The following is a 21,853-nucleotide window of genomic DNA, read 5'->3' as shown; positions in this document are numbered from 1 at the left end:
TGTTATCTGGAATTTATTCAAGGCAGCTTTTTTACGGGCCCCGGCTCATCGACGGCGGGCGCTTTCACATCGGGTGCCAAGGCGCGCGCAGCCGGCGCACCGATCGTCCAGTCGTGCAGGACGGTATAGGCGACCGCGAGCAAAGTCGGGCCGATGAAAACACCGAGGAAGCCAAAAGCGAATGCGCCACCCAAAATACCCAGCATCACCAGGATCAGAGGCATGTCACTATTCTTGCCGATCAGGATCGGCTTGATGACATTGTCGGACATGCCGACGACCAGAACTCCCCACACCACCAGAAAGATCGCCCATCCAGTCGCGCCGCCGTGGTACAGCCAGATTGCAGCGGGCAACCAGACGACAACAGGACCACCCGGTATCACCGACAGAAAGAATGTCGCCAGCCCGAGCAGCGCCGGCGCCGGCACGCCGGCGATCCAGCATCCGAACCCAGCCAGAATCCCTTGCACGAGCGCCGTGCCGAGGATCCCGTACACCACGCCCTTCACCGTGCTGCCAGCCAGCGCCAGCAGATAATCAGCGCGCTCGCCAGCAATACGCCGCATGCCCGCATTCAGCCAGGCCGCTGCGCCCTCTCCCCCCGTATAAAAGAAGAAAGCAAGCACGATGCTCAACGCCAGCAACCCGAGACCATGCGTAACAGCAATCGCAGCCGCCAGAATCCACTTGCCGGCCGGCGCCGCGAGCGTACGCAATTGCGCGATCAGTTCCGAATTGCTGCTTGTGAGCCGCTCCCAGAATGCCTCGATGTTGGAGCCCACCAGCGGAATCCGGGCAACCCACGGCGGCAAATCCGGCAAGCCAGCCTCAAAGAGCCGCTGAACCAGCGCAACGATGTCGTGCACGTGCGCCCCGAAGGCAAAGCCCGCATAGACGAACGGTCCAAGCACCACAATCAGAATGATCAACACGATCAAGGTAGCGGCCCACTTACGCCGCCCGCCGACGGCCGCGGTCAGCCGCCGGTACAAGCCCCACGAGCTATAGCTGAGAATGGCGCCCCACAGCAGCGCGGTCGTGAAAGGCGCCAGCACCAGCAGCGAGCCGCCCACGAGAATAATCAGCGCGAACACCGCGGCAAGACGTTCGATCAGTTGGTCCGATTTCACAATGAATCTCCTGTTGCGCCAAACCCCAGTGACGAGCGACATAAGCTTGTCGGGAGCACGCTGAAAGGGTCAGTATAGAAGCGAGTCATGTGCCCCGGGGCGTCTTATATCATCGGGCCAAGTCGCCATGCAAAGGGCCGATAGACGCGCTCAGCAGCGCTGATTTTTCATGTAGAAACGTCCCAATTCATCCAGCATTGCCGGCCAAACAATATGGCGGCATAGAAAAGACTAGAATATAAGGTTCTGTGCACCCCAATTTCCGGATTTATGCGCTCGCGAATCGCCAAACGTCTCCCCCCCGATGCCGACAAGCTCGTCGGTCTCTCGCTCGCGCTTTTCGCGTCGGGCAGCCGCACCGAGGACCGCTTCTGGGAAGCAAAACTCGATGCGCTGCTGGCCAAGATCGTCCGCAACGCCAACCAGACTACGCTGGACGCCGCGCTCGACCATCTGCAGCAAAATCATCCCGATGCCTACGGCGCGCTCGCCGATATGGCGGAAACCCACAGCGAGTCGTTCATCGTCGAACACGAAGGCGTGCCTTACGAGGCGCTGCTGATCGCCGCACCCGTGCTCGCCTGGACGCGCTACATGATTCCGTCCGGTCCGCTCAAGGCCGATGCCGCCGACGCCCTGCGCGCGCATCTGCAGGCGCACGTGCTCGCGGCCAACACGCGAGTCGCCATGGCGCCGTTCCTGTACAGCATCGACCAACTGCCGCGTCATCATGTCGAAACCTGGCGCATTGCCCAGCAACTCTCGCAGGCAGCCATGGCGGGCGGCAACGTCAAGCTGAATTTCGGCGAGTTGCCGGAGACCTCGCCGATTCTGGCCGACCCGCGCTTCCTGCTGGCCGTGGTCGCGGCACCGGTCGGCGAGCCGACGTTCCGCTGGCAGGAAGAAGAACACGGCACCCGGATCGAGCGTGGTCAATGCCTGGAACAATGGGCCACGCAGGGCGGCGCCAATTTGTCGCTGGTGCTGCCGGGCTGCGAATTCGAGTGCCTGCTGCCGGATGCCTATTACTCGGCGTGCCGCGATGCCGACGAGCGCGTGCGCCCTCACACGGTGCGCACCGCCGTGCGCTATCTGTTCGACACGATCGGCGCGACGCCGCAGGAGTTGCGCGCGGTTGTCGCGGGCTTCGGCGAACGCCGCATCGACGAATACCGCGTCGGCTTCACGCGCCGCGGCAGCAACGAGGTGATCTACGGCGTCGTGTGGCCGCTGTACGGCCGTGAGAACGGCGAACCCGGCATCGACGAGGAACCGCAGGAAACCGCCGCCTCGGACGATCCGCTCGAAGAAATCGTCGCGTTGCTCAAGGAAACCGGCGTGACCGAAGTGCGCCGCCACGCCGGCCGCTTCGAGCCAGAATATTGCGACGACTGCGGCGTACCGCTCTATGCCGATCCGCTCGGCGAAATCGTCCACGCCGAAATGCCGGAAGACGCAGAACCTGCGCAGCCGCACTTCCATTGACCCTCCTCGCCGGCGCGTTTTGCGCGGCGGAGTCGACATAAAAAAACCCCGCCGCGCGCGGGGCTTTTTTATGCCGGTTCATTTTTACGTCATTCCTCTTATGCCTTTTGGACAGGCCGTCAAGTTGAAGGGAATTTGTCATCATACGAACGGCGACGCATCGCGAACGCATCCGGCTCTCATGTGCCGTGCGCACGCATCGCGCCACTTCGCCCGACTCATCTGGAGACATGCATGCGATTCTCGATACTCAACTCAGACGCGGAACGACGTGATGGGCTCAAAGCGCTGCTGCGGCAAATCGACCGCCTGGCGCGTTTCAACGAGGCACAAGATTGGCGTCAGGTCGAACGCACGCTCAAGCGTCAGCGGCCCGACCTGCTCCTGATCGATTGGCAGGACTGGATGTCGATCGGGGATATTTGCCATCTGCTCAGCCATTACCCCGATCTGCGCATTGCCGTGCTCACCGATCAGATCTCGCCGGTCGCCGTGCGAGAACTCATGGACGAAGGCGTGCTCGGCGTCGTGCCGCGCGACACCGATCCTTGTCTGATCGTGCGCGCGTTTGAAATGGTGCTGCTGGGCGGTCACTACGTGCCGCCCGGCGCGCTGGCGCTCGATCCTCCGCTGCCGCCAGACACCACTATCCGGCCGTTCGACGAGAAGAGCCCGCCGCCGCGCCGCACCAGACTGGCCAATGTACTGTCGCCCCGTCAGCAGCAGATCATGCGATGTGTCCACATGGGCAGCACCAACAAGATGATCGCGCGCACGCTCGGCATCAGCGAAGGCACCGTCAAGATCCATCTGACCAGCATATTCCAGCAGCTCGGCGCGCCGAATCGCGCCGCAGCGGTCGCGCTTTATAACGGCTGGCTGTCGAATCATTTGCAAGTGCTGCGCAATGGCGGCGATGGCCTGCTGCGCCCGATCATGGGGCAGCCCGGCGTGGTGCCGTTGCGGCGCCGCACGCGGCGGCGCTTCCAGTATCCGTTGCCGGCTAACGACACGGCCACCTCGTTGCCCATGGCGGCCGAACCAGGCGCTCCATATGGCGATGCGCCGCCCGCCGGAGCAGCACCGGACCCGCTCCCACAAGGTCCTGCATGAACGCAGCCGGCGCGCGCAACAGAATCCGGGCGAGCACTTTCCGGCAGCGTTTGCGCCTGCTGGCATGGAATCCGCTCACACCTTTTCTCGTCCAACGAGTAATATGAGACTCATGGGTTTCCTCTACACACCGCTTCCGTTCTGGGTCGCTGTCGGTGGCTGGATCGCCACTGCGATTGTGGTCGCGCTCGCGCTGTGGAAAAATCCTTTCAAACGACTTCAGGACGGCACACTGCAGCATGTCTGGCTTGCGATCATCGTCGCAGTGTCGGTGCTGTGGGCAAGTAATGCATGGCTCGACGACGGCACCGTCATGCATCTGCTCGGCGCCACGCTAGTCGTCACGTTGTTCGACTGGGCGTTGGCGCTGATCGCCATGGCGGTGGTCACGGGTCTTGCCGCCGTCATCTTCGATGCCCCCTGGCAGGGCATCGCGCTAACTTTCCTCGTGTACGGTGCGCTGCCGGTTGGCATTTCCACCTTGCTCCAGCGCATCAGCATCGCGTGGCTTCCACGCAATCTCTTCATGTTCATCCTCGGCCAGGGTTTTGTCTCGCCTGCCATCGCCGTGTCGCTCACGGCGGCCGCAGCCCTCGGCATTCATATCGCGCTCGCCGACGGTTCGATGACCGTGGTGCCCGCGGGCTACGCATTCAGCGTGTTTCTACTTGCCATCGGGGAATCCTGGTTCACTGGCATGTCGACGGCATTGATCGCGGTCTACCGCCCTGCCTGGGTCACCACTTATGATGTGCGGAGATACCGACTGGGCGGACCACGCACCTGACACTTGCGCGGGCATCGAACGCGCACTTGCGGCGATTGGCGACTCGACAACATTGAGCCACCAGCGGACACACTGCGAACAGGACAAAATATTTGTGTCAGGATTGAACTCCACCCTCTCGCCGGGCATCTTACGTGCCTCATCTCATTAGCGTCTAACGAACTAGATGGATCGCACCAACGTACCGCGCCGATTGCTGCGGTTGGTCGGCCGGTTGGCAACATGTGCGGCGAGTCTCTCGCTCATATGCTCTGCTCCCGCATTCGCCGATCAACTCGAGCAGCACAACGATCTCGTCAACAAATTTGTCAATGATATGCATGCGGACCCGCTTGTTGCGGACTGCGCGGCTCATGGCAACTTTGTCGCCAGCACCTCAACCGCCTTCGACCATGTCGAATTCCCACCTAGCTCGTTCGACAGCGCGCATGCGTCGGTCACGCCGTGGAACGATTCGTTCGACGAGGGCAAGCAGCGCGTCAAGGTAGATAACATCGTCACGGTCGAAGGGCTCGGCATCCGCCAGAGCGGCGGCGGCGATCCTGCCGATCTGAAGTTCCGCTGCGGCTATGTCGGCGCGCAGATGCTGGCGTTCAGCTGGAACGATCCGGTGCCGCCGGCCCGTGCGCGCAGTTCGGAACCCTCGGGGTCGCAAGCGTCGTCGGGCAAGCACAAGAACGCCAAAGGCAAGCACTCGGCGAGCGGCAAAACGACGAAGAAGGCGACCACAAAGTCTTCCAAACCTAGCTCGGGCAAATCGTCGCGAACGAGCTCGAACAAAGCAAGCGCGAAGAAGACACCGGCGAAGAAAAAAACTCAATAGCGGGTCACGCTTGCGACACCACGCCGTCGGTGCGGCAGGTCAAAGCAGGCGCTCTAATGAAAACGAGGCACACACCGTGAAGTGTGTGCCTCGTTTTGCCAAATGCAGCGATGTTCAGGCAAATGTTTCCACGTGCCGCAAGATCGCCTGCAGCATCGCAGCGCCAAGCGACGCGCTACGCTCACCATTCCAACCCACCCGTTCGTCAGGCAGATTGGCGTTGTCCTTGAACGGCATCTCCAGGGTCAGCGACAGGCAGCCGAATTCGTTGCCGATGTACTTCGATGCCAGCTTCAGTGCGTCCTCGCGATACTTGCTCGCGGCGTAGCCGTACTTGTCCTGGAAATCAGGGCTCGCCTGCTTAAACGCTTCAATGAACGCTTTCTGCTCCTGCCCTTGCCGTTCGGTAAAGCCCGGCAGCATTTCGGAGCCGGCCACGAACACGTAAGGCAGCGCCTCGTCGCCGTGGATATCGAAGAACAAATCGCAACCAGTGGCATGAATCGCGTCGCGCACCACCAGCACCTCGGGGCTGCGCGCGGCATCCGGCTCCATCCATTCGCGATTCAGATTCGCGCCGGCCGCATTCGTGCGCAGATTGCCGTGCACGCTGCCGTCCGGGTTCATGTTCGGCACGATGTAGAAGACCGCGTGATCGTAGAGCTTGCGCGCGACCGGGTCGCCCGCCCAATCGCCCCAACCCGCGAGCCGCTTCACGAGACCCTCGATAAACCATTCGGCCATCGTCTCGCCGGGATGCTGGCGCGCGATCAGCCAGATCTTCTTCTTGGGCGTATCGCCGCTTTGCGGCGTGCCGAGCGTGAGCAGCGACATGGGCCGGCCTTCGACGGTCGTGCCCAATTCGGTGAGCGTGGCCTGCGGCATCTGCTGCACCGCGCCTAGAAACTCCGAATGACGCTCCTCGCTGTACGGCTCGAAGTACGCGTAGTAGATACGGTCGAAATCCGGCGTGTGATCGATTGTCAGCACGCGGCCGTCGTACGACGTGGGCACGCGAAACCAGTTCACCCGGTCGTAGCTCGCGACCGCCTGATAGTCGCGCCAACCCTCGGCGAAGGCGCACGCAGCGGCATTCTCGAAGGTCATTACGCAGCGTTCGCCGGCCGCGCCGGACAAGCGGAAATAAAACCACTGCGCGAACTCGGCGTGACTGTCCGGCCGCACGCGCAAACGGATATTGCCCGCGTCTTCGCAGGACAGCACTTCGATCGCACCCGCGTCGAAGTTGCTTGTAATCGATAACGTCATGATGTTCTTCCCTGCTTCTATGCGCGGCGCAACGCTTATTCAGCGACGCGGCGGCGGAATACGTAAGTGGAATCGTTCGAGGCTTCAGCGTCGAACGCATAGCCGTCGACGTCGAAGTCCTTCAGTTGCTCAGGCCTGTCGAGGCGGTTTTCCACGGCATAGCGCGCCATCAGGCCACGCGCGCGCTTTGCATGGAAGCTGATGATCTTGTAGCGGCCGCCCTTCCAGTCCTCGAAAACGGGCGTGATGACCGGCGCTTCGAGCAGCTTCGGCTTGACCGACTTGAAGTACTCGCCCGATGCGCAGTTCACCAGCACGCGCGATGCCGCGGCGTTCTTCTTCAATTGCGCATTCAACGCCTGTGTGATGCGCTCGCCCCAGAACGCGTACAGATCCTTGCCGCGCGGATTAGCGAAGCGCGTACCCATTTCGAGCCGGTAAGGCTGCAGCAGATCGAGCGGACGCAGCAACCCGTACAGGCCGGACAACACGCGCACATGATTCTGTGCATAGTCCAGATCCGCCGACGACAGCGTCTTCGCGTTGAAGCCCTCGTACACGTCGCCATTGAACGCCAGCACCGCCTGCTTGGCGTTGTGCGTGCCGAACTTGGGCGACCATTCTGCGTAACGCTGGAAATTGAGGTGCGCGAGCTGATCCGAAATGTCCATCAGGGAGGCGATCTGCTGCGGCGACAAACGACGCAATCCGCCGATCAATTCGGCCGCGTCGTCGACAAAATCGGGGATCGTGTGCTTTTTGACGTGAGGCGGGGTTTCGTAGTCGAGCGATTTCGCCGGCGACAGAACGATTATCATAGAGGCTTGCAGGCACGCCGTGCCTGGTGGTCAAAGACGAAAGCCAGATTGTAACGAATGCCCGGTTCCCATGCCTCACCCGACGCTTTGCGTGTCGTCCTCGATTCCAATGTGTGGATCGACATTCTCGTGTTCGACGACCCGCACACGCGGCCGATCGCGGCCGCGCTCGAAAGCGGCGCGCTGGCCGCGCTGATCGATGCGCGCTGCCTCGCCGAACTCACCTACGTGCTCGACTACCCGCAATTCGTGCATCGGAATGTGGACAAGGCTGCGGCGCTTGCGGTGGTCGCGCGGCTCGCGCAGTTGGTCGATCCGGAGGCGCAAGCGGAAGACGCCAGGCCCTTGCCCAAATGCAAAGACCGCGACGACCAGAAGTTTCTCGAGCTCGCGCATGCCGCGCAGGCCGACTGGCTGGTTTCGAAGGATCGCGCGGTGTTGAAGCTGGCCAAGCGGATTGCGCGTGACTTCGGCTTTCAGATCGCCCAGCCGGCGCCGTTCGTCGCTGCCATCGGCGCGTCCGTGAGCGCCACCGGCGAGCCCGCGACTGCATGACTATCCAGCCGCATGGCCTTGTCCAGACGGCTAACGTGAACTCCGTGATGCGCACACCGCGCCACGATTCCCTACAATCAGGCTTCGCCCGTTTCAAACGACGCCTTTGCGTAACCCACTTGCCCACGCTCCGGACAGCGCCATGAATGCACCGCACGACACGCCCACGATTCCCACGTTTCCGTCTCGCCTGCCGGACGTCGGCACGACGATTTTCACCGTGATGAGCGCGCTCGCCGCTGAGAAAGGCGCGGTGAACCTAGGTCAGGGCTTCCCCGATTTCAACTGCGATCCGCGGATCGTCGACGCGGTCGCGAACGCCATGCGCGACGGCCACAACCAGTACCCGCCGATGGCCGGCGCCGCGCCGCTGCGTCAGGCGATCTCGGACAAGATCGAGAACCTGTACGGCCGCCGCTACAACGCCACCACCGAAATCACCGTAACAGCGGGCGCGACGCAAGCGTTGCTGACCGCGATTCTCTGCACCGTCCACCCGGGCGACGAAGTGATCGTGGTCGAGCCGACCTACGACAGCTACCTGCCGTCCATCGAACTGGCCGGCGGCAAGCCGGTCTTCGTCACGCTCGAGGCGCCCGACTACGCGATCCCGTTCGACAAGCTCGCTGCCGCGATCACGCCGAAAACGCGGCTGCTGCTGATCAACACGCCGCACAATCCGACCGGCACGGTCTGGCGCGCGGAAGACATGCGCAAGCTCGAAGAGATCGTGCGCGGCACCAACGTGCTGATCCTGTCCGACGAAGTGTATGAACACATGGTCTACGACGGCGCGCCGCACGAGAGCTTGGCCCGCTATCCGGAACTGGCGCAGCGCAGTTTCGTGGTGTCGAGCTTTGGCAAGACCTATCACGTAACGGGCTGGAAGGTCGGCTACGTGGCCGCGCCCGCCGCGCTCACCGCCGAGTTCCGCAAGGTGCACCAGTTCAACGTGTTCACGGTCAACACGCCGATGCAGATCGGCCTTGCCGACTACATGAAAGATCCTGCGCCGTATCTCGACCTGCCTGCGTTTTATCAGAAGAAGCGCGACTTCTTCCGCGCCGGCCTCGCGAATTCGCGCTTCAGGCTGTTGCCGTGCACGGGCACGTATTTTCAGTGCGTCGACTATTCGGCGATCAGCGACTTGCCCGAAGCCGAATTCGCGCAATGGCTGACCGGCGAGATCGGCGTCGCGGCCATTCCGGTCTCTGCGTTCTATCACGAGGCCCATGAGTCTGGCGTGGTGCGCTTCTGCTTCGCCAAGCAGGAAAACACCCTTGCCACCGCGCTCGAGCGGCTGGCGCGTCTTTAGCATGTCCGCGCGATGATGCGAACGAACCTGCGTTCCTCGCCATCGCGCGCAGCGGCCCGGGCGGGCGCGGCACGCCCGGGTTCGCTTCCTTCCGGGCAACGCCCGTCAAGCCGGACGCGAGGCCGCAATATGCGCCTTGCGGTCCTCGGTCACACGCTGCGCGGCCGGCCGGGGGTTGATCGTTTTCACATAACTCTTCCAGTCGATACCGGCGTCGACCAGAAAATCGCTGCCGTAGATGGTCTGCGTCGCCATGCCCACGAGCGGCAAGCTCACATATCCGGCCGTATCCGCGACACTGAAGCGCTCGCCGCTCAGATACGGCCCGAACTTCGCGATCCGCTTGAAGCCGGCAATGTGATGCCTGAGCAGTTTCTCGACGCGCCCTTTGGTCGCGTCCGTCACCTTGCCGCCAAAGAACGCTTCCTTGTAGAGATTGCGCGCGGTCAGTTCGAGATGCACGTCGACGAACATGATCAGTTCGCGCTCCTTGGCCGCTTCCCATGGATCGGCGGAGAAAATCGCCTTGTCGGGAAAACGCGCGGCCAGATACTCGACGATGCATTGCGATTCGCACAGATCGCCGTCTTCAGTCTGCAGATAAGGCACTTTGCCGAGCGGCGAATGCTCGAGCATCGCCTCGTCCTGGCTCGGCATCACCGACACTTCCTCGAACGGAATGCCGTGTTCGAGCAGCACGAACTTCACTTTGTTGTAATAGTTAGAGAGCGCGAAACCGCACAGCTTGATCATTGGGTGTCTCCTTCCCTCGAGTTGTACGCGACCGCCCATCAACATGAAAGCGGCGGCCTTCGATCAATCATCCAGTAAATTGCACGATCGTGCTATTCTAAAATAACCATGGAGTCGAGCATCACAATGACCTCTCGCACTTTCAGCATCGAGACCATCGGCATTGTCGGAACCGGAGCAATGGGCCGCGGTATCGCCCAGATCGCCGCGCTGGCCGGCCTCACCGTGCGTCTGTACGACACCAACCCTGCTGCAATCGGCGCCGCGCGCGACTACCTTGCCGAGACTTTCGCGAAATTGACTGCCAAAGGCAAGCTCGATCAGGCCCGCTCGCTTGCGGCACTCGCAAACGTGGGCGGCGCGCAGAGCATAGGCGAGCTGGCCGGTTGCGACTTGATCGTCGAGGCGATTGTCGAGAAACTCGACGTGAAGCAGGCACTGTTCCGCGAACTCGAGACCGTCGTGAGCGGCCGTTGCGTGCTGGCGTCCAATACGTCTTCGCTGTCCATCACGGCGATTGCCGCCGGCTGCAGTGACCCGTCGCGCGTGGTCGGTTATCACTTCTTCAACCCTGTGCCGTTGATGAAGGTCGTCGAAGTGATCGACGGTCTGCGCAGCGACCCCGCAGCCGGCGACGCGCTGATGGACCTCGCGCGCCGCATGGGTCACACGCCGGTGCGCGCGAAAGATATGCCCGGCTTCATCGTGAATCATGCGGGCCGCGGCATGAACACCGAAGGCTTGCGCGTGGCGGGTGAAGGCGTGGCCAGCTTCGCCGACATCGACCGCATCATGCGCGAGCAGGCAGGCTTTCGCCTCGGGCCGTTCGAGTTGCTCGATCTGACAGCGCTGGACGTCTCGCATCCGGTGATGGAATCGATCTATCACCAGTTCTATGAAGAACCGCGCTTCACGCCGTCGCCCATCACCGGCACGCGGCTCGCGGGCGGGCTGCTCGGCCGCAAGACAGGCGAAGGCTTTTATCGCTACGAAGACGGCAAACAGCAAGTGCCTGCCGAAGCGCCCGCGCCGACCGAATTGCCGGCCAGCGTGTGGGTCAGCAAGCGCTATCCGCAAGCCCACGACGCCGTCGTGCAACTCATCGAGAAAGCCGGTGTGAAGCTCGACGACGGCGCTACGCCCGCAGCGAATTCGCTGATCGTCGTCACACCGTTCGGCCACGATGCGACCACGGCCGCGGTCGACGAAGCGCTCGACGCTAGCCGCGTCGTCGCAGTCGATGCGCTCTTCCCGCTCGTCGGCGCGCAACGCCGCACGCTGATGACAACGCCCGCCACCACGCGCGCCGCGCGTGACACGGCGCATGCCCTCTTTGCCGCCGACGGCGTGCCCGTCACCGTGATCCGTGACTCGACCGGCTTCGTCGCGCAACGCGTGGTAGCGACCATCGTCAACATCGGCTGCGACATCGCGCAAAAACAGATCGCGACGCCGGAGGATATCGATCTCGCCGTGACGCTCGGCCTCGGCTACCCGCGCGGCCCGCTTGCCCTCGGCGACGCGCTCGGCTCGACAACCATTCTCGCGATCCTGCGCAACATGTTCAGTGTGCTCGGCGATCCGCGCTATCGTCCGTCGCCCTGGCTTGCGCGGCGTGCGCAACTTGGCATGTCTTTGACGCAGCGCGACGCCGCCGACACTGAAACGCAGACCCAGGAGACGCAACAATGAGCGCCGAACTGCTGACCTCGCGCCCTACCGAAAGCGAATCGACGCTGGTCCTCACGCTGTCCAACCCCGGCGCACGCAACGCGCTGCATCCGGACATGTACGCCGCCGGCATCGAGGCGCTCGACTCGGTGGAGCGCGATCCGTCGATTCGCGCGGTCGTGATTACCGGCGCCGACAACTTTTTTTGCGCGGGCGGCAATCTGAACCGCCTGCTGGAAAACCGCGCGAAAGATCCGTCCGTGCAAGCCGAGAGCATCGATCTGCTCGGCGAATGGATCTCGGCGCTGCGTCTTTCGTCGAAGCCGGTGATCGCCGCCGTCGATGGCGCCGCCGCCGGCGCGGGATTCTCGCTCGCGCTCGCGTGCGACCTGATCGTGGCCGCGGACGATGCCAAGTTCGTCATGTCGTATGCACGTGTCGGCCTGACGCCCGACGGCGGCGGTTCGTGGTTTCTCGCGCAAGCCCTGCCGCGTCAACTGGCCACCGAAGTGCTGATCGAAGGCAAACCGATCGGCGCCACGCGTCTGCACGAACTCGGCGTCGTCAACAAACTGACCAAGACCGGCGCCGTGCGCGACGCCGCGATCGCCTGGGCCGACGAGCTCGGCAAGATTTCGCCCAACTCGATCACGCGCATCAAGGGGCTGATCAGCGCAGCCGGCGCGCAGCCGCTCGCCGATCATCTCGTGGCGGAGCGCGACAGCTTTGTCGCCTCGCTGCATCACCGTGAAGGGCGGGAAGGGATTTCCGCGTTCCTCGAAAAACGCGCGCCGGTCTATAAGTGAACGAGGGGACGATGCCTGACTATCAATTGCCCAAGCGCCGCCGCATCTTTCTGATGCGTCACGGCGACGTCACCTACTTCGACGACTCCGGCCGCGCGATTGATCCTGAAACCGTGCCGTTGAACGCCAATGGCCGCGAGCAGGCCAGCGCTGCGGGCCGCGTGTTCGCCGAACAGCAGGTCCGTTTCGATCGGGTGATCGTCAGCGGTTTGCCGCGCACCATCGAAACTGCGCGGCGCGTGTTGGCCGAGACCGGCCAGCAGATCGAACCCGAAATCGAGCCTGCCTGGGAAGAGATTCGCGGCGGCAAGCTCAGCAATATTCCACCGCAGGATATCGAAGTCGCGTTTCTCGGCGTGTTCGACGGCATCGTGCCGGAAAGCACGCGCTTTCTCGACGGCGAGACCATCGGCGCCCTGTTCGATCGAGTGTTGCCCGCGATAACGGCGTTGCGCGAGGACACGTCGTGGGACACCGTGCTCCTCGTGCTGCACGGCGGCGTGAACCGGGCCATCCTGTCGCATGCGCTCACGGCCGGCGGCCGCACGTTCTTCGGCCATCTGGCGCAGGCCACCGGCTGCATCAACGCGCTCGACGTCGGCGCCGCGCCGCGAGACTGGGTACTGCGCACGATCAACTATTCACCGCCGTCGCCACTGCATCGCGACGTCCGCAACACCACGATGGAAATGCTCTACGCACAATTCACTCAATACAAGCGTAGCTGAACCCGAACTGGAGGAGACAGATGGTGCAAGCCACACAGACCGGCGAACCAGAACACCAACCGGACTATTCGGACTTCGAGGGCACGCGCCCGGTCAGCGAGCGGCAACGCTTCGATACCGATGCGCTCGCCGCCTGGCTGACCCAGCATGTCGACGGATTTTCCGGGCCGCTCACGCTGGAGCAATTCGCCGGCGGTCAGTCCAATCCGACGTTCAAACTGCTCACGCCGTCTCGCTCATATGTGATGCGCGCCAAGCCGGGGCCGGCGGCGAAACTGCTGCCCTCCGCGCACGCCGTCGAGCGTGAATACCGCGTGATGCATGCGCTCGCCGACACCGATGTACCGGTCGCGACAATGCTCGCCTTGTGCGAGGACGAAAGCGTGATCGGCCGCGCGTTCTATGTGATGGAGTTCGTCGAAGGCCGCGTGTTGTGGGATCAATCGCTGCCCGGCATGACGCCAGCGGAGCGCGCCGCCATCTACGACGAAATGAACCGCGTGATCGCGGCGCTGCATGGCGTCGACGTCGCGGCTGTCGGCCTCGCCGACTATGGCAAGCCGGGCAATTACTTCGCGCGCCAGATCGGCCGCTGGAGCAAGCAGTACATTGCATCCGAAACCGAACCGATCGATGCGATGCAGCGCCTGATCGAATGGCTGCCGCTGCATATGCCGGCCGAAACGGGTGAGCGCGCATCGGTCGTGCATGGCGACTACCGGCTCGACAATCTGATCTTTCATCCCGACGAGCCGCGAGTCCTTGCCGTGCTCGACTGGGAGTTGTCGACGCTCGGCGATCCGCTCGCCGACTTCGCGTATCACTGCATGGCGTGGCATGTCGACCCGGCGCAATTCCGCGGCATCGCGGGCCTCGATTGGGCGGCCCTCGGCATTCCCGACGAGCGCCAGTACGTCGAACGTTATTGCCAACGCACCGGCTTCGAGATTCACGGCGACTGGAATTTTTACCTGGCGTACAACATGTTTCGTATTGCCGCGATCCTGCAAGGGATCATGAAACGCGTCGTCGACGGCACCGCGGCCAGCGCTCAGGCACTCGACGCCGGCCGTCGCGCGAAGCCGATGGCCGAACTCGCCTGGCGCTACGCGCAGAAAGTGCGCTGACCGGAATCGCGCGCTGAGTCGCGCGTCCGGGTGTGCATCCTGCTGCGCTCCGAACAAACGTCGTTCGTTACTCAACATCCGCGAGGTCCTACGTGAATTTCGACTACACCCCGAAGGTTCAGGCGTTGCGCGAGAAACTGCTCGCATTCTTCGACGAGCATATCTATCCGAACGAGCAGGCGTTCTACGCGGAGATCGCCCGCAATCGCCAGAGCGGCAACGCGTGGCTGCCGACCGAACTGATCGAACAACTCAAACAGAAAGCGCGCGACGCCGGCTTGTGGAACCTGTTCCTACCCGACTCCGTGCGCGGCGCCGGCTTGACGAATCTCGAATACGCGCCGCTGTGCGAGATCATGGGCCGCGTGCCTTGGGCGCCCGAAGTATTCAACTGCAACGCGCCCGACACCGGCAACATGGAAACGATCGAGCGCTACGGCAGCGACGACAACAAGCGCGCGTGGCTCGAACCGCTGCTGCAAGGTCAGATCCGTTCGGCGTTTCTGATGACGGAACCTGAAGTGGCGTCGTCGGATGCGACCAATATCCAGACCAGCATCGTGCGCGACGGCGATTACTACGTGGTCAACGGCCACAAGTGGTGGTCGTCCGGGGCTGGCGATCCGCGCTGCAAGATCTATATCGTCATGGGCAAGACCGATCCGGAAGCACCGCGCCACCAGCAGCAGTCGATGATTCTGATTCCCGCCGACGCCACCGGCATCACCGTGCATCGTCCGCTCACCGTCTTCGGTTACGACGATGCGCCGCACGGGCACATGGAAATCACGCTCGAGAATGTGCGCGTGCCGGTCGGCAACATGCTGCTCGGTGAAGGCCGTGGCTTCGAGATCGCGCAGGGCCGCCTCGGACCGGGACGCATCCATCACTGCATGCGTTTGATCGGTCTTGCTGAGCGCGCGCTCGAATTGATGGCGAAACGCTCGCTGCAACGTGTCGCGTTCGGCAAGCCGGTCGCCGCGCAAGGCGTCACGCAGGAGCGTATCGCCGAAGCGCGCTGCATGATCGAGCAGGCGCGTCTCCTCACCCTGAAAACTGCTTACATGATGGACACCGTCGGCAACAAGGGCGCACGTGGCGAGATCGCGATGATCAAGGTCGTCGCGCCGAACATGGCGTGTCAGGTAATCGACTGGGCAATTCAGGCACACGGCGGCGGCGGTGTCAGCGACGACTTTCCGCTCGCGTATGCCTACGCGTCAGCACGAACGCTGCGTTTCGCCGACGGTCCCGACGAGGTGCACCGCAACGCGATCGCCAAGCTCGAACTCGCGCGTTATATGGATGCCGGCGCGGCGGCTCGTGCGGAGGCGCCGATTACGCGGGTTTGAGATTGCGCTGAGCAGCCGCGCTTGCGACGCCGCAAGCAGCATCGCGCGATCTATGCTCTAATTTTCGTCAATTGCGGCGCCCTTCGAGGCGCCGCTTTCACGAAACAAAGGAGCTACGATGATCGATGTCTATAGCTGGGCGACCCCGAACGGCCACAAGGTTCACATCATGCTCGAGGAAACGGGCCTCGCGTACAACGTCCACGGTGTCAATATCGGCGCGGGAGACCAGTTCAAACCTGAGTTTCTCGCCATCAGCCCGAACAACAAGATCCCGGCAATCGTCGATTCCGAGGGCCCCAAGGGCGCCAACGGCCAGCCGTTCGCCTTGTTCGAATCCGGCGCGATCCTGATTTATCTCGCCGAGAAAACCGGCAAGTTTCTGCCGACCGATCCGGCCGCGCGCTATTCAACGCTGCAATGGCTGATGTTCCAGATGGGCGGTCTGGGTCCGATGCTCGGCCAAACGCACCACTTCCGCAACTACGCGCCGGAGCAGATTGAATACGCGGTCAACCGTTACACGAACGAGACGAAGCGTCTGTATGGCGTGATGGATACGCAACTCGGCAAGACCCAATATCTCGCGGGTAACGACTATACGATCGCGGATATCGCCGCGTTCCCGTGGACACGCTCGTGGCAAAACCAGGGCTTGGAACTCGATGCGTTTCCGAATGTGAAGCGCTGGCACGAAGAGATCGCGGCGCGTCCGGCAGTGGTGCGCGGTGTGGAAGTGCTGGCGTCCGCGCGTCAACCGCTCATGGACGACAAGGCGAAGGAAATACTGTTCGGTGCGACGCAATACGCGAAGCATTGAATTCGCCGCCGCATCTGAATCTGCATCATTAAAAAAGCGCGAGTCGGCATGAATGCCGCTCGCGCTTTTTAACTCGCATGCACCGCCGAAACGCTAGAAATAATGCCGCGTGATGAAGTCCGCGACACACACCGGGCGCTCACTACCCTGCCGATCCAGCGTCACGTTCCACACGACTTGCACACCGTTGTTATCGACTTCGGTAACGGACTCAACCGCGAATTTCGCGCGCAACTGCGAGCCGACCAGCACCGGCGATGTAAACCGCACGCGATTCAGCCCGTAATTGACGCCCATGCGCTGCTCAAGCGCCACCGTCTTACTGAGCAGTGCCGGGATCAGCGACAGCGTGAGGAAACCGTGCGCGACAGGACCGCCGAACGGCGACTCGCGCCGCGCCCGTTCCGGGTCGACGTGAATCCATTGATGATCACCCGTGGCCTCGGCGAAACGATCGACGCTCGCCTGATCCACCGTCAGCCATTCGCTCACGAGCGGCTCTGCGCCCACCAACGCGCCCAAGGCTGCGGCGCTGCCAAACGTCGCGGCAGGCGCCGCGCTGCCCGTCATGACGCGGCGCCCGGATTGCGCAGGCCGAACAGTCCCTTCGAGCGCACCGTAATCACCGTTTCGCCATGCTGATTGATGCCTTCCCACTGCGTCGACACGATGCCGCGATCTGGCTTGCTCTCCGAAATGCGCTTGTCGAGCACGGCGTTCATCATGGTGATCGTGTCGCCGACACGCACCGGTTTCAACCAGCGAATTTCGTCGATGCCGGGCGAGCCCATCGACGTGGAACCCGCGAACGCGTTGCGCACCAACATGCCCATCATGACCGAACAGGTATGCCAACCACTCGCGACCAAGCCGCGGAACGGCGACTCGGCGGCCGCGGCATCATCCACGTGAAACGGCTGCGGATCGAACTTCTGCGCAAACTCGACGATCTCTTCGCGCGTGAACGTGTGCTTGCCGATTTCGATGCTCGTGCCGACTATCAAGTCCTCGTAACTCAAACCCATCGTCGCACCTCCTTGTATCCGATTCGAATGTCTGATCAGGCTTCGGCAGTGACGAAGCCAGGTAGCGCGGCGAACCGCGCGAGATGGTGATCGACATCGCCCAATGTGGTTTCGATGATAGCAAGCCGCTTGAACAGATGCGCTGCGGCCACTTCGTTCGTGACGCCCATGCCGCCATGCAACTGAACCGCCTGCTGGCCGACAAAACGCGCGGCCTGACCGACCCGTGCCTTTGCAGCGGAGACCGCGCGGCGACGTTCGTCTGCATCCGTGCTGGTGTAGCGCATCGCGGCCAGATACGTGACGGAGCGCGCCTGCTCAGCGTGAATCAGCATCTCGACCATGCGATGCTGCAAGGCCTGAAAACGTGCGATCGGCTGACCGAACTGCTGACGCGTCTTGGTGTAGTCGACGGTGGCGAGATTCAAGGCGTCGAGCGCGCCGATCGCCTCGGCGCACAAGAGCACCGTGCCGTAATCCGCGATATCTTCGAGCGCAGCCGCGCCGGCGTGTTTGCCGGCAAGCCGGCGTGCTGGCGCGTTGTTGAACTCGAGTGTGGCGGCACGCTGGCCGTCTATCGTTCGGTAGTCCGTGATCTTGACGCCCGCCGCATTGCGCGCCACGACGAAGAGCACGATCTCGCCGTTCAGCCGGGCCGGGACGATCCAATGATCCGCTTGCGCGCCGTGCTGCACCACAGACTTCGTGCCGGTCAGTGTCAACTGCTCGCCCTGCCCGACTGCGGTTGTCTCGACCGCGAACAGGTCGTAGCGTGCGTGTGGTTCGTGAAATGCCACGGCCAGTTTGATCTCGCCTTGAGCAGCGCGTTCGAGCAGCGACGCGTCTTCGCCCTGGTCGCTACCCGCGAGGCGCAACGCCTCGATGCCGACCGCAGTCGCCCAATAGGGCTCGACGACCAGCGCGCGGCCGAGTTCCTGCATGACCACCAGCATGTCAATCGGGCCGCCGTTGAAGCCTCCTTGCGCTTCCGGCGCCGGCAACGCCGTCAGGCCCAGTTCGGCAAACGCGGCCCAGTGCGCGTCCGACACGCCGGTTTCCGATCGAACGATCGCCTGGCGCGCTTCGAACCCATAGCTCTTGTCGAGATAGCGGCGCAGCGCGTCAGCGAATTGCTGTTGTTCGTCGTTAAAAGCAAAGTCCATGCGCCGCTCCTCAAAGTCCGAGAATCATCTGCGCGATGATGTTCTTTTGAATTTCGTTCGAGCCGCCGTAAATCGACGTCTTGCGGAAGTTGAAGTAATACGCGGCCAAGGGCGCGGCATCGTCGTCGCCGGCCAGGCTGTGTTCGCGTTCGCCTTCGAGGAACGGAACGTCGAACGGCGCGGCAAGCGGCCCGACCGCTTCGAACATCAGTTCGGTCAGCGCTTGCTGCACTTCCGTGCCCTTGATCTTCAGCATCGACGCTTCCGGTCCCGGTCCGCGTCCGCCGGCTTCATTGGCGACGACGCGTTGCACGGTGACTTCGAGCGCCATCAACTCGATTTCGAGGCTCGCGACTTTCGCGGCAAATACCGGGTCTTGCAGCAGCGGCTTGCCGTTCTTCTTCTGATTCAGCGCAAGCCGTTTCAGGAACACGAGTTCGCGCTTCGACTGGCCGACCCGCGCGATGCCGGTGCGCTCGTGGCCGAGCAGATATTTCGCGTAAGTCCAGCCGCGATTCTCTTCACCGACCAGATTCTCGACCGGCACCTTCACGTCTTCGAAAAAGACTTCGTTGACTTCGTGGTCTTCGTCGAGCGTAATGATCGGCCGCACGGTGATGCCCGGCGTTTTCATGTCGATCAGCAGGAACGAGATGCCCTCCTGCTTTTTGGCGCCGCTGTCCGTGCGCACGAGGCAGAACATCATGTCGGCGTACTGGCCGAGCGTGGTCCATGTTTTCTGACCGTTGACCACATAATGGTCGCCGACGCGCTCGGCGCGCGTGCGCAGCGAGGCGAGATCAGAACCCGAGCCCGGCTCGGAATAGCCTTGGCACCACCAATCCGTACCATCGAGAATGCGCGGCAAGTAATGGCGCTTCTGCGCCTCGTTGCCGTACTTCATCAGCACGGGCGCCACCATGGAGACACCGAAAGGCAGCACCGACGGCGCGCCGATGCGCGCGCACTCTTCGTCCCAGATGTGCCGCCGGGTCGCGTCCCAGCCCGGGCCGCCATATTCTTTCGGCCACGCGATCGCCGACCAGCCACGCGTGCCGAGAAGCTTATGCCAGCCAGCGAAGTCTTCGCGGGCAAGACGCTTGTGATTGAGTACTTTGTCGCTCAGTTCGCGAGGCAGATTCGCTTCGAGCCAGGCGCGGATGTCCGCGCGGAACGCGTTATCAGCAGGGGAATAGTCCAGATTCATGCGTCGTGTCTCCTGGCCGCCACCACCCGCCGCCAGTGAGCCACTGCGCTATTGCAGCGGTTCCTTCAAGGCAGCCGGGACCGGCAGCGGCATCACTTCGATGCCTTCTTCGACCAAGGCTCTCGCGTCTTCCGGTGTCGTGACACCGCGAATATTGCGCGCAGGCGCTTCATTGTAGTGAATGCGCCGTGCTTCCTCGGCGAAGCGGTCGCCCACGTTCTCGGTCTTTTCCAGTACCTCGCGCAAGGCACGCATCACACGCGCCTGCATTTCCCCCGCGCCCGCCGGCGCTTTCGTTTCGGTCGCACCCGACAGGTTCAGGCGCGGCGCCGACGGCAAACGGCTCACCTCGTTCGCACCGCAGATCGGACATTCGACGAGCTTGCGGGACTGCTGCGATTCGAAGTCATCAGCCGAAGCGAACCAGCCTTCGAACCGATGGTCATGTGGACACTGTAAATCGAGGACCTTCATGTGGAATCAGGGCTTGCGTGCCAGTTTAGCGCAAAACGAAAATTTGTGAACGGTCGTTCGTAAAAACTTACGGACGAAGGCGCCGACGCCGGTAGTCGCTGACAATTCGGACGCGGTGGGCGATTTTAACGCTTTGTGCAAACGCCTGCCGAAGGTGTTCCGGAAGGCAAATGGGCTTGCCGATCACAAACGCCTGCGCGGCTTCGCACGCTGGCTGCCGCCTTGTTTCTATGCCACGAGACATTCCAGTTGACGTCCAAGTCGCGGTTCGAGTTCGCGTGCCTCTTTAGCAAGGTTGATCTGCTTGACCGCTCTCGCGATGTCGAACACGTCTGCCTTGATTTCATAACCGCCGCGCGCAGCGAGCCAATCAAGGATGTCCGACAGATGCCATACGGACGCACTGCCCTCGTGGACCGGCGGCGGAAAGTCGATTGCGTGGCTCAGCATCAGCTTGCGCATGTTTTGCCGGGACACACCAGCGACTTCGGCGACGTCAGTGAGGCCGACAAAATCTGGGCCCGCCTCGACGAGACGCGCTGACGGCACCACGCGCTTGATGTCCTGCAGCGCGCTGACCAGCGCCTCAAATGCGGACTCGCCTTCGCGAGTAAAGAACAGCGCGATTCGGCCCGGTTGCCCGACGCCAACGGTCGCATCGTCGCACCCGGCCTCGCCCAGACGCTCGACGATCGCGTCAAGATCGCAGTCTTGCGCCGCGAGCCGGTACTTCAACGTGAACACATATTCCATAAGTTACTCCTGCCTTCGTTCAGCCCAAGGCTTTCGCCAACAGAACGCTTCTGCTACCGGCGAGCCGTGCAATTGTCGACGATGCGCCGCAGATGTCTGGCGTGATTGCCGGGATTCTTCGGCGTGCTCCAGACGCTCGATATGCAGAACTCGCCGCACCGACACTCCGCGTCTTTATCAGGACAGTACATTTTTCCCCAAGCGTGACCTTTGCCACCGCTCTGAACACGCCAGCCATTTCTTTCGGCATACGCCAACGCCGCCTCGACCTCTTTCTTAGAGTGTGTTCCTCGAACCATCTAATGTCCTCCAATTTAGCGAGTGACGATCGGGTTGTCAAGTGACAACCCGATCGTCACTCGAAAGAATCGAGAGCCCCCACAACTTCGTTATCCGAAATAAACAAATCGTGGAGCCCGCTCTCAAAGGTCGATACTAGAGCGCCGGCGGCCGTGCGACGAGTCTGTCGGATGGCATAAGACAAAGGACACATTTCAAGGCGCTGGCAAACATGCTAGCGGTTGCAGCGATTTCGCAACCTGCAATGACAAAGCCCCTGCCGGTCTTAGACCGACAGGGGCTTTTCTGAGACTTCCGAGGCGGCGCGCCGCGCGCGCCCCGCCGACGCGATCGCCGGTTTTCCCGCGCCGCCCACGCCCCCCCCCCCCCCCACCCC

23 protein-coding genes are annotated in these 21,853 nt (G+C 62.4%); 12 read left to right on the top strand and 11 right to left on the bottom strand.

Annotated elements, in window-relative coordinates:
* Nucleotides 1-17 precede the first annotated feature (17 nt).
* Nucleotides 18-1,133, bottom strand: a complete 1,116-nt coding sequence (locus PQR32_RS40305; protein WP_408240944.1) for an AI-2E family transporter — start codon at nucleotides 1,131-1,133, stop codon at nucleotides 18-20.
* 270 nt (nucleotides 1,134-1,403) lie between these two features.
* Here PQR32_RS40305 and PQR32_RS40300 point away from each other — a divergent pair, with 270 nt between their 5' ends.
* The 4 genes from PQR32_RS40300 (at nucleotide 1,404) to PQR32_RS40285 (ending at nucleotide 5,341) form a co-directional block, all read left to right on the top strand.
* On the top strand, nucleotides 1,404-2,618 hold the full coding sequence (locus PQR32_RS40300; protein ID WP_408240941.1) for a DUF2863 family protein: 1,215 nt from the start codon (nucleotides 1,404-1,406) through the stop codon (nucleotides 2,616-2,618).
* 234 nt (nucleotides 2,619-2,852) lie between these two features.
* On the top strand, nucleotides 2,853-3,731 hold the full coding sequence (locus PQR32_RS40295) for a response regulator transcription factor (RefSeq protein ID WP_408240938.1): 879 nt from the start codon (nucleotides 2,853-2,855) through the stop codon (nucleotides 3,729-3,731).
* A gap of 112 nt (nucleotides 3,732-3,843) precedes the next feature.
* Nucleotides 3,844-4,518: an energy-coupling factor ABC transporter permease gene (locus PQR32_RS40290; RefSeq protein ID WP_132375227.1), complete on the top strand. Its 675-nt coding sequence runs from the start codon at nucleotides 3,844-3,846 to the stop codon at nucleotides 4,516-4,518.
* 166 nt (nucleotides 4,519-4,684) lie between these two features.
* A complete protein-coding gene (locus PQR32_RS40285; RefSeq protein ID WP_408240935.1) occupies nucleotides 4,685-5,341 on the top strand; it encodes a BspC domain-containing protein in 657 nt (218 codons plus the stop codon).
* 114 nt (nucleotides 5,342-5,455) lie between these two features.
* Here the strand turns inward: PQR32_RS40285 and PQR32_RS40280 are convergent, their stop codons facing one another.
* Complete coding sequence (locus tag PQR32_RS40280; protein WP_408240932.1) at nucleotides 5,456-6,610, bottom strand: M14 family metallopeptidase; 1,155 nt, start codon at nucleotides 6,608-6,610, stop codon at nucleotides 5,456-5,458.
* A 35-nt stretch (nucleotides 6,611-6,645) separates the two neighbouring features.
* Entirely contained in the window at nucleotides 6,646-7,428 is a 783-nt protein-coding gene (gene yaaA, locus PQR32_RS40275) for a peroxide stress protein YaaA (RefSeq protein WP_408240929.1), read from the bottom strand.
* A 57-nt stretch (nucleotides 7,429-7,485) separates the two neighbouring features.
* Between yaaA and PQR32_RS40270 the strand changes: the two genes are divergently transcribed.
* Together PQR32_RS40270 and PQR32_RS40265 are read left to right on the top strand one after the other, a co-directional pair.
* Entirely contained in the window at nucleotides 7,486-7,983 is a 498-nt protein-coding gene (locus PQR32_RS40270; RefSeq protein ID WP_408240926.1) for a putative toxin-antitoxin system toxin component, PIN family, read from the top strand.
* A 142-nt stretch (nucleotides 7,984-8,125) separates the two neighbouring features.
* Nucleotides 8,126-9,298, top strand: coding sequence for a pyridoxal phosphate-dependent aminotransferase (locus tag PQR32_RS40265; RefSeq protein ID WP_408240923.1), 1,173 nt, complete (start codon nucleotides 8,126-8,128; stop codon nucleotides 9,296-9,298).
* A 105-nt stretch (nucleotides 9,299-9,403) separates the two neighbouring features.
* Here the strand turns inward: PQR32_RS40265 and PQR32_RS40260 are convergent, their stop codons facing one another.
* Nucleotides 9,404-10,051: a glutathione S-transferase family protein gene (locus tag PQR32_RS40260; RefSeq protein WP_408240920.1), complete on the bottom strand. Its 648-nt coding sequence runs from the start codon at nucleotides 10,049-10,051 to the stop codon at nucleotides 9,404-9,406.
* 126 nt (nucleotides 10,052-10,177) lie between these two features.
* Between PQR32_RS40260 and PQR32_RS40255 the strand changes: the two genes are divergently transcribed.
* The 6 genes from PQR32_RS40255 to PQR32_RS40230 all read left to right on the top strand — a co-directional run bounded on the left by PQR32_RS40255 (nucleotide 10,178) and on the right by PQR32_RS40230 (nucleotide 16,555).
* A complete protein-coding gene (locus tag PQR32_RS40255; RefSeq protein ID WP_408240917.1) occupies nucleotides 10,178-11,743 on the top strand; it encodes a 3-hydroxyacyl-CoA dehydrogenase in 1,566 nt (521 codons plus the stop codon).
* Nucleotides 11,740-12,528: an oxepin-CoA hydrolase, alternative type gene (locus PQR32_RS40250; protein WP_408240914.1), complete on the top strand. Its 789-nt coding sequence runs from the start codon at nucleotides 11,740-11,742 to the stop codon at nucleotides 12,526-12,528. The genes PQR32_RS40255 and PQR32_RS40250 overlap by 4 nt, the downstream gene beginning before the upstream one ends.
* An 11-nt stretch (nucleotides 12,529-12,539) precedes the next feature.
* Nucleotides 12,540-13,256: a histidine phosphatase family protein gene (locus PQR32_RS40245; RefSeq protein ID WP_408240911.1), complete on the top strand. Its 717-nt coding sequence runs from the start codon at nucleotides 12,540-12,542 to the stop codon at nucleotides 13,254-13,256.
* Between the two features lie 20 nt (nucleotides 13,257-13,276).
* On the top strand, nucleotides 13,277-14,383 hold the full coding sequence (locus tag PQR32_RS40240) for a phosphotransferase (protein WP_408240908.1): 1,107 nt from the start codon (nucleotides 13,277-13,279) through the stop codon (nucleotides 14,381-14,383).
* A gap of 92 nt (nucleotides 14,384-14,475) precedes the next feature.
* Nucleotides 14,476-15,735: an acyl-CoA dehydrogenase family protein gene (locus tag PQR32_RS40235; protein WP_408240905.1), complete on the top strand. Its 1,260-nt coding sequence runs from the start codon at nucleotides 14,476-14,478 to the stop codon at nucleotides 15,733-15,735.
* A 118-nt stretch (nucleotides 15,736-15,853) separates the two neighbouring features.
* On the top strand, nucleotides 15,854-16,555 hold the full coding sequence (locus PQR32_RS40230) for a glutathione binding-like protein (RefSeq protein WP_408240902.1): 702 nt from the start codon (nucleotides 15,854-15,856) through the stop codon (nucleotides 16,553-16,555).
* A gap of 93 nt (nucleotides 16,556-16,648) precedes the next feature.
* Here the strand turns inward: PQR32_RS40230 and PQR32_RS40225 are convergent, their stop codons facing one another.
* The 7 genes from PQR32_RS40225 to PQR32_RS40195 all read right to left on the bottom strand — a co-directional run bounded on the left by PQR32_RS40225 (nucleotide 16,649) and on the right by PQR32_RS40195 (nucleotide 21,476).
* Nucleotides 16,649-17,125, bottom strand: coding sequence for a MaoC family dehydratase (locus tag PQR32_RS40225; protein ID WP_408240899.1), 477 nt, complete (start codon nucleotides 17,123-17,125; stop codon nucleotides 16,649-16,651).
* The gene (locus PQR32_RS40220) at nucleotides 17,122-17,580 is read right to left on the bottom strand and encodes a MaoC family dehydratase (RefSeq protein WP_408240896.1); all 459 of its coding nucleotides are present in this window, start codon (nucleotides 17,578-17,580) and stop codon (nucleotides 17,122-17,124) included. The genes PQR32_RS40225 and PQR32_RS40220 overlap by 4 nt, the downstream gene beginning before the upstream one ends.
* 35 nt (nucleotides 17,581-17,615) lie before the next feature.
* Entirely contained in the window at nucleotides 17,616-18,743 is a 1,128-nt protein-coding gene (locus PQR32_RS40215; RefSeq protein ID WP_408240893.1) for an acyl-CoA dehydrogenase family protein, read from the bottom strand.
* 10 nt (nucleotides 18,744-18,753) lie between these two features.
* Nucleotides 18,754-19,950: an acyl-CoA dehydrogenase family protein gene (locus PQR32_RS40210; RefSeq protein ID WP_408240890.1), complete on the bottom strand. Its 1,197-nt coding sequence runs from the start codon at nucleotides 19,948-19,950 to the stop codon at nucleotides 18,754-18,756.
* Between the two features lie 48 nt (nucleotides 19,951-19,998).
* Complete coding sequence (locus PQR32_RS40205; protein WP_408240887.1) at nucleotides 19,999-20,424, bottom strand: DUF1178 family protein; 426 nt, start codon at nucleotides 20,422-20,424, stop codon at nucleotides 19,999-20,001.
* Nucleotides 20,425-20,652: 228 nt separating this feature from the next.
* Nucleotides 20,653-21,177, bottom strand: a complete 525-nt coding sequence (locus tag PQR32_RS40200; protein WP_408214589.1) for a helix-turn-helix transcriptional regulator — start codon at nucleotides 21,175-21,177, stop codon at nucleotides 20,653-20,655.
* 53 nt (nucleotides 21,178-21,230) lie between these two features.
* Nucleotides 21,231-21,476, bottom strand: a complete 246-nt coding sequence (locus PQR32_RS40195; protein WP_408240883.1) for a hypothetical protein — start codon at nucleotides 21,474-21,476, stop codon at nucleotides 21,231-21,233.
* Between the last annotated feature and the right edge of the window lie 377 nt (nucleotides 21,477-21,853).

It is taken from the genome of Paraburkholderia dipogonis (assembly GCF_046027395.1).
GTDB lineage: Bacteria > Pseudomonadota > Gammaproteobacteria > Burkholderiales > Burkholderiaceae > Paraburkholderia > Paraburkholderia dipogonis_A.
This window is presented reverse-complemented; position numbering and strand designations above follow the sequence as displayed.

Coding starts and splice junctions, on each gene's coding strand:
- PQR32_RS40300 (WP_408240941.1), top strand. CDS start 1,404: ATGCGCTCGCGAATCGCCAAACGTCTCCCCCCCGATGCCGACAAGCTC.
- PQR32_RS40295 (WP_408240938.1), top strand. CDS start 2,853: ATGCGATTCTCGATACTCAACTCAGACGCGGAACGACGTGATGGGCTC.
- PQR32_RS40290 (WP_132375227.1), top strand. CDS start 3,844: ATGGGTTTCCTCTACACACCGCTTCCGTTCTGGGTCGCTGTCGGTGGC.
- PQR32_RS40285 (WP_408240935.1), top strand. CDS start 4,685: ATGGATCGCACCAACGTACCGCGCCGATTGCTGCGGTTGGTCGGCCGG.
- PQR32_RS40280 (WP_408240932.1), bottom strand. CDS start 6,610: ATGACGTTATCGATTACAAGCAACTTCGACGCGGGTGCGATCGAAGTG.
- yaaA (WP_408240929.1), bottom strand. CDS start 7,428: ATGATAATCGTTCTGTCGCCGGCGAAATCGCTCGACTACGAAACCCCG.
- PQR32_RS40270 (WP_408240926.1), top strand. CDS start 7,486: ATGCCCGGTTCCCATGCCTCACCCGACGCTTTGCGTGTCGTCCTCGAT.
- PQR32_RS40265 (WP_408240923.1), top strand. CDS start 8,126: ATGAATGCACCGCACGACACGCCCACGATTCCCACGTTTCCGTCTCGC.
- PQR32_RS40260 (WP_408240920.1), bottom strand. CDS start 10,051: ATGATCAAGCTGTGCGGTTTCGCGCTCTCTAACTATTACAACAAAGTG.
- PQR32_RS40255 (WP_408240917.1), top strand. CDS start 10,178: ATGACCTCTCGCACTTTCAGCATCGAGACCATCGGCATTGTCGGAACC.
- PQR32_RS40250 (WP_408240914.1), top strand. CDS start 11,740: ATGAGCGCCGAACTGCTGACCTCGCGCCCTACCGAAAGCGAATCGACG.
- PQR32_RS40245 (WP_408240911.1), top strand. CDS start 12,540: ATGCCTGACTATCAATTGCCCAAGCGCCGCCGCATCTTTCTGATGCGT.
- PQR32_RS40240 (WP_408240908.1), top strand. CDS start 13,277: ATGGTGCAAGCCACACAGACCGGCGAACCAGAACACCAACCGGACTAT.
- PQR32_RS40230 (WP_408240902.1), top strand. CDS start 15,854: ATGATCGATGTCTATAGCTGGGCGACCCCGAACGGCCACAAGGTTCAC.
- PQR32_RS40225 (WP_408240899.1), bottom strand. CDS start 17,125: ATGACGGGCAGCGCGGCGCCTGCCGCGACGTTTGGCAGCGCCGCAGCC.
- PQR32_RS40220 (WP_408240896.1), bottom strand. CDS start 17,580: ATGGGTTTGAGTTACGAGGACTTGATAGTCGGCACGAGCATCGAAATC.
- PQR32_RS40215 (WP_408240893.1), bottom strand. CDS start 18,743: ATGGACTTTGCTTTTAACGACGAACAACAGCAATTCGCTGACGCGCTG.
- PQR32_RS40210 (WP_408240890.1), bottom strand. CDS start 19,950: ATGAATCTGGACTATTCCCCTGCTGATAACGCGTTCCGCGCGGACATC.
- PQR32_RS40205 (WP_408240887.1), bottom strand. CDS start 20,424: ATGAAGGTCCTCGATTTACAGTGTCCACATGACCATCGGTTCGAAGGC.
- PQR32_RS40200 (WP_408214589.1), bottom strand. CDS start 21,177: ATGGAATATGTGTTCACGTTGAAGTACCGGCTCGCGGCGCAAGACTGC.
- PQR32_RS40195 (WP_408240883.1), bottom strand. CDS start 21,476: ATGGTTCGAGGAACACACTCTAAGAAAGAGGTCGAGGCGGCGTTGGCG.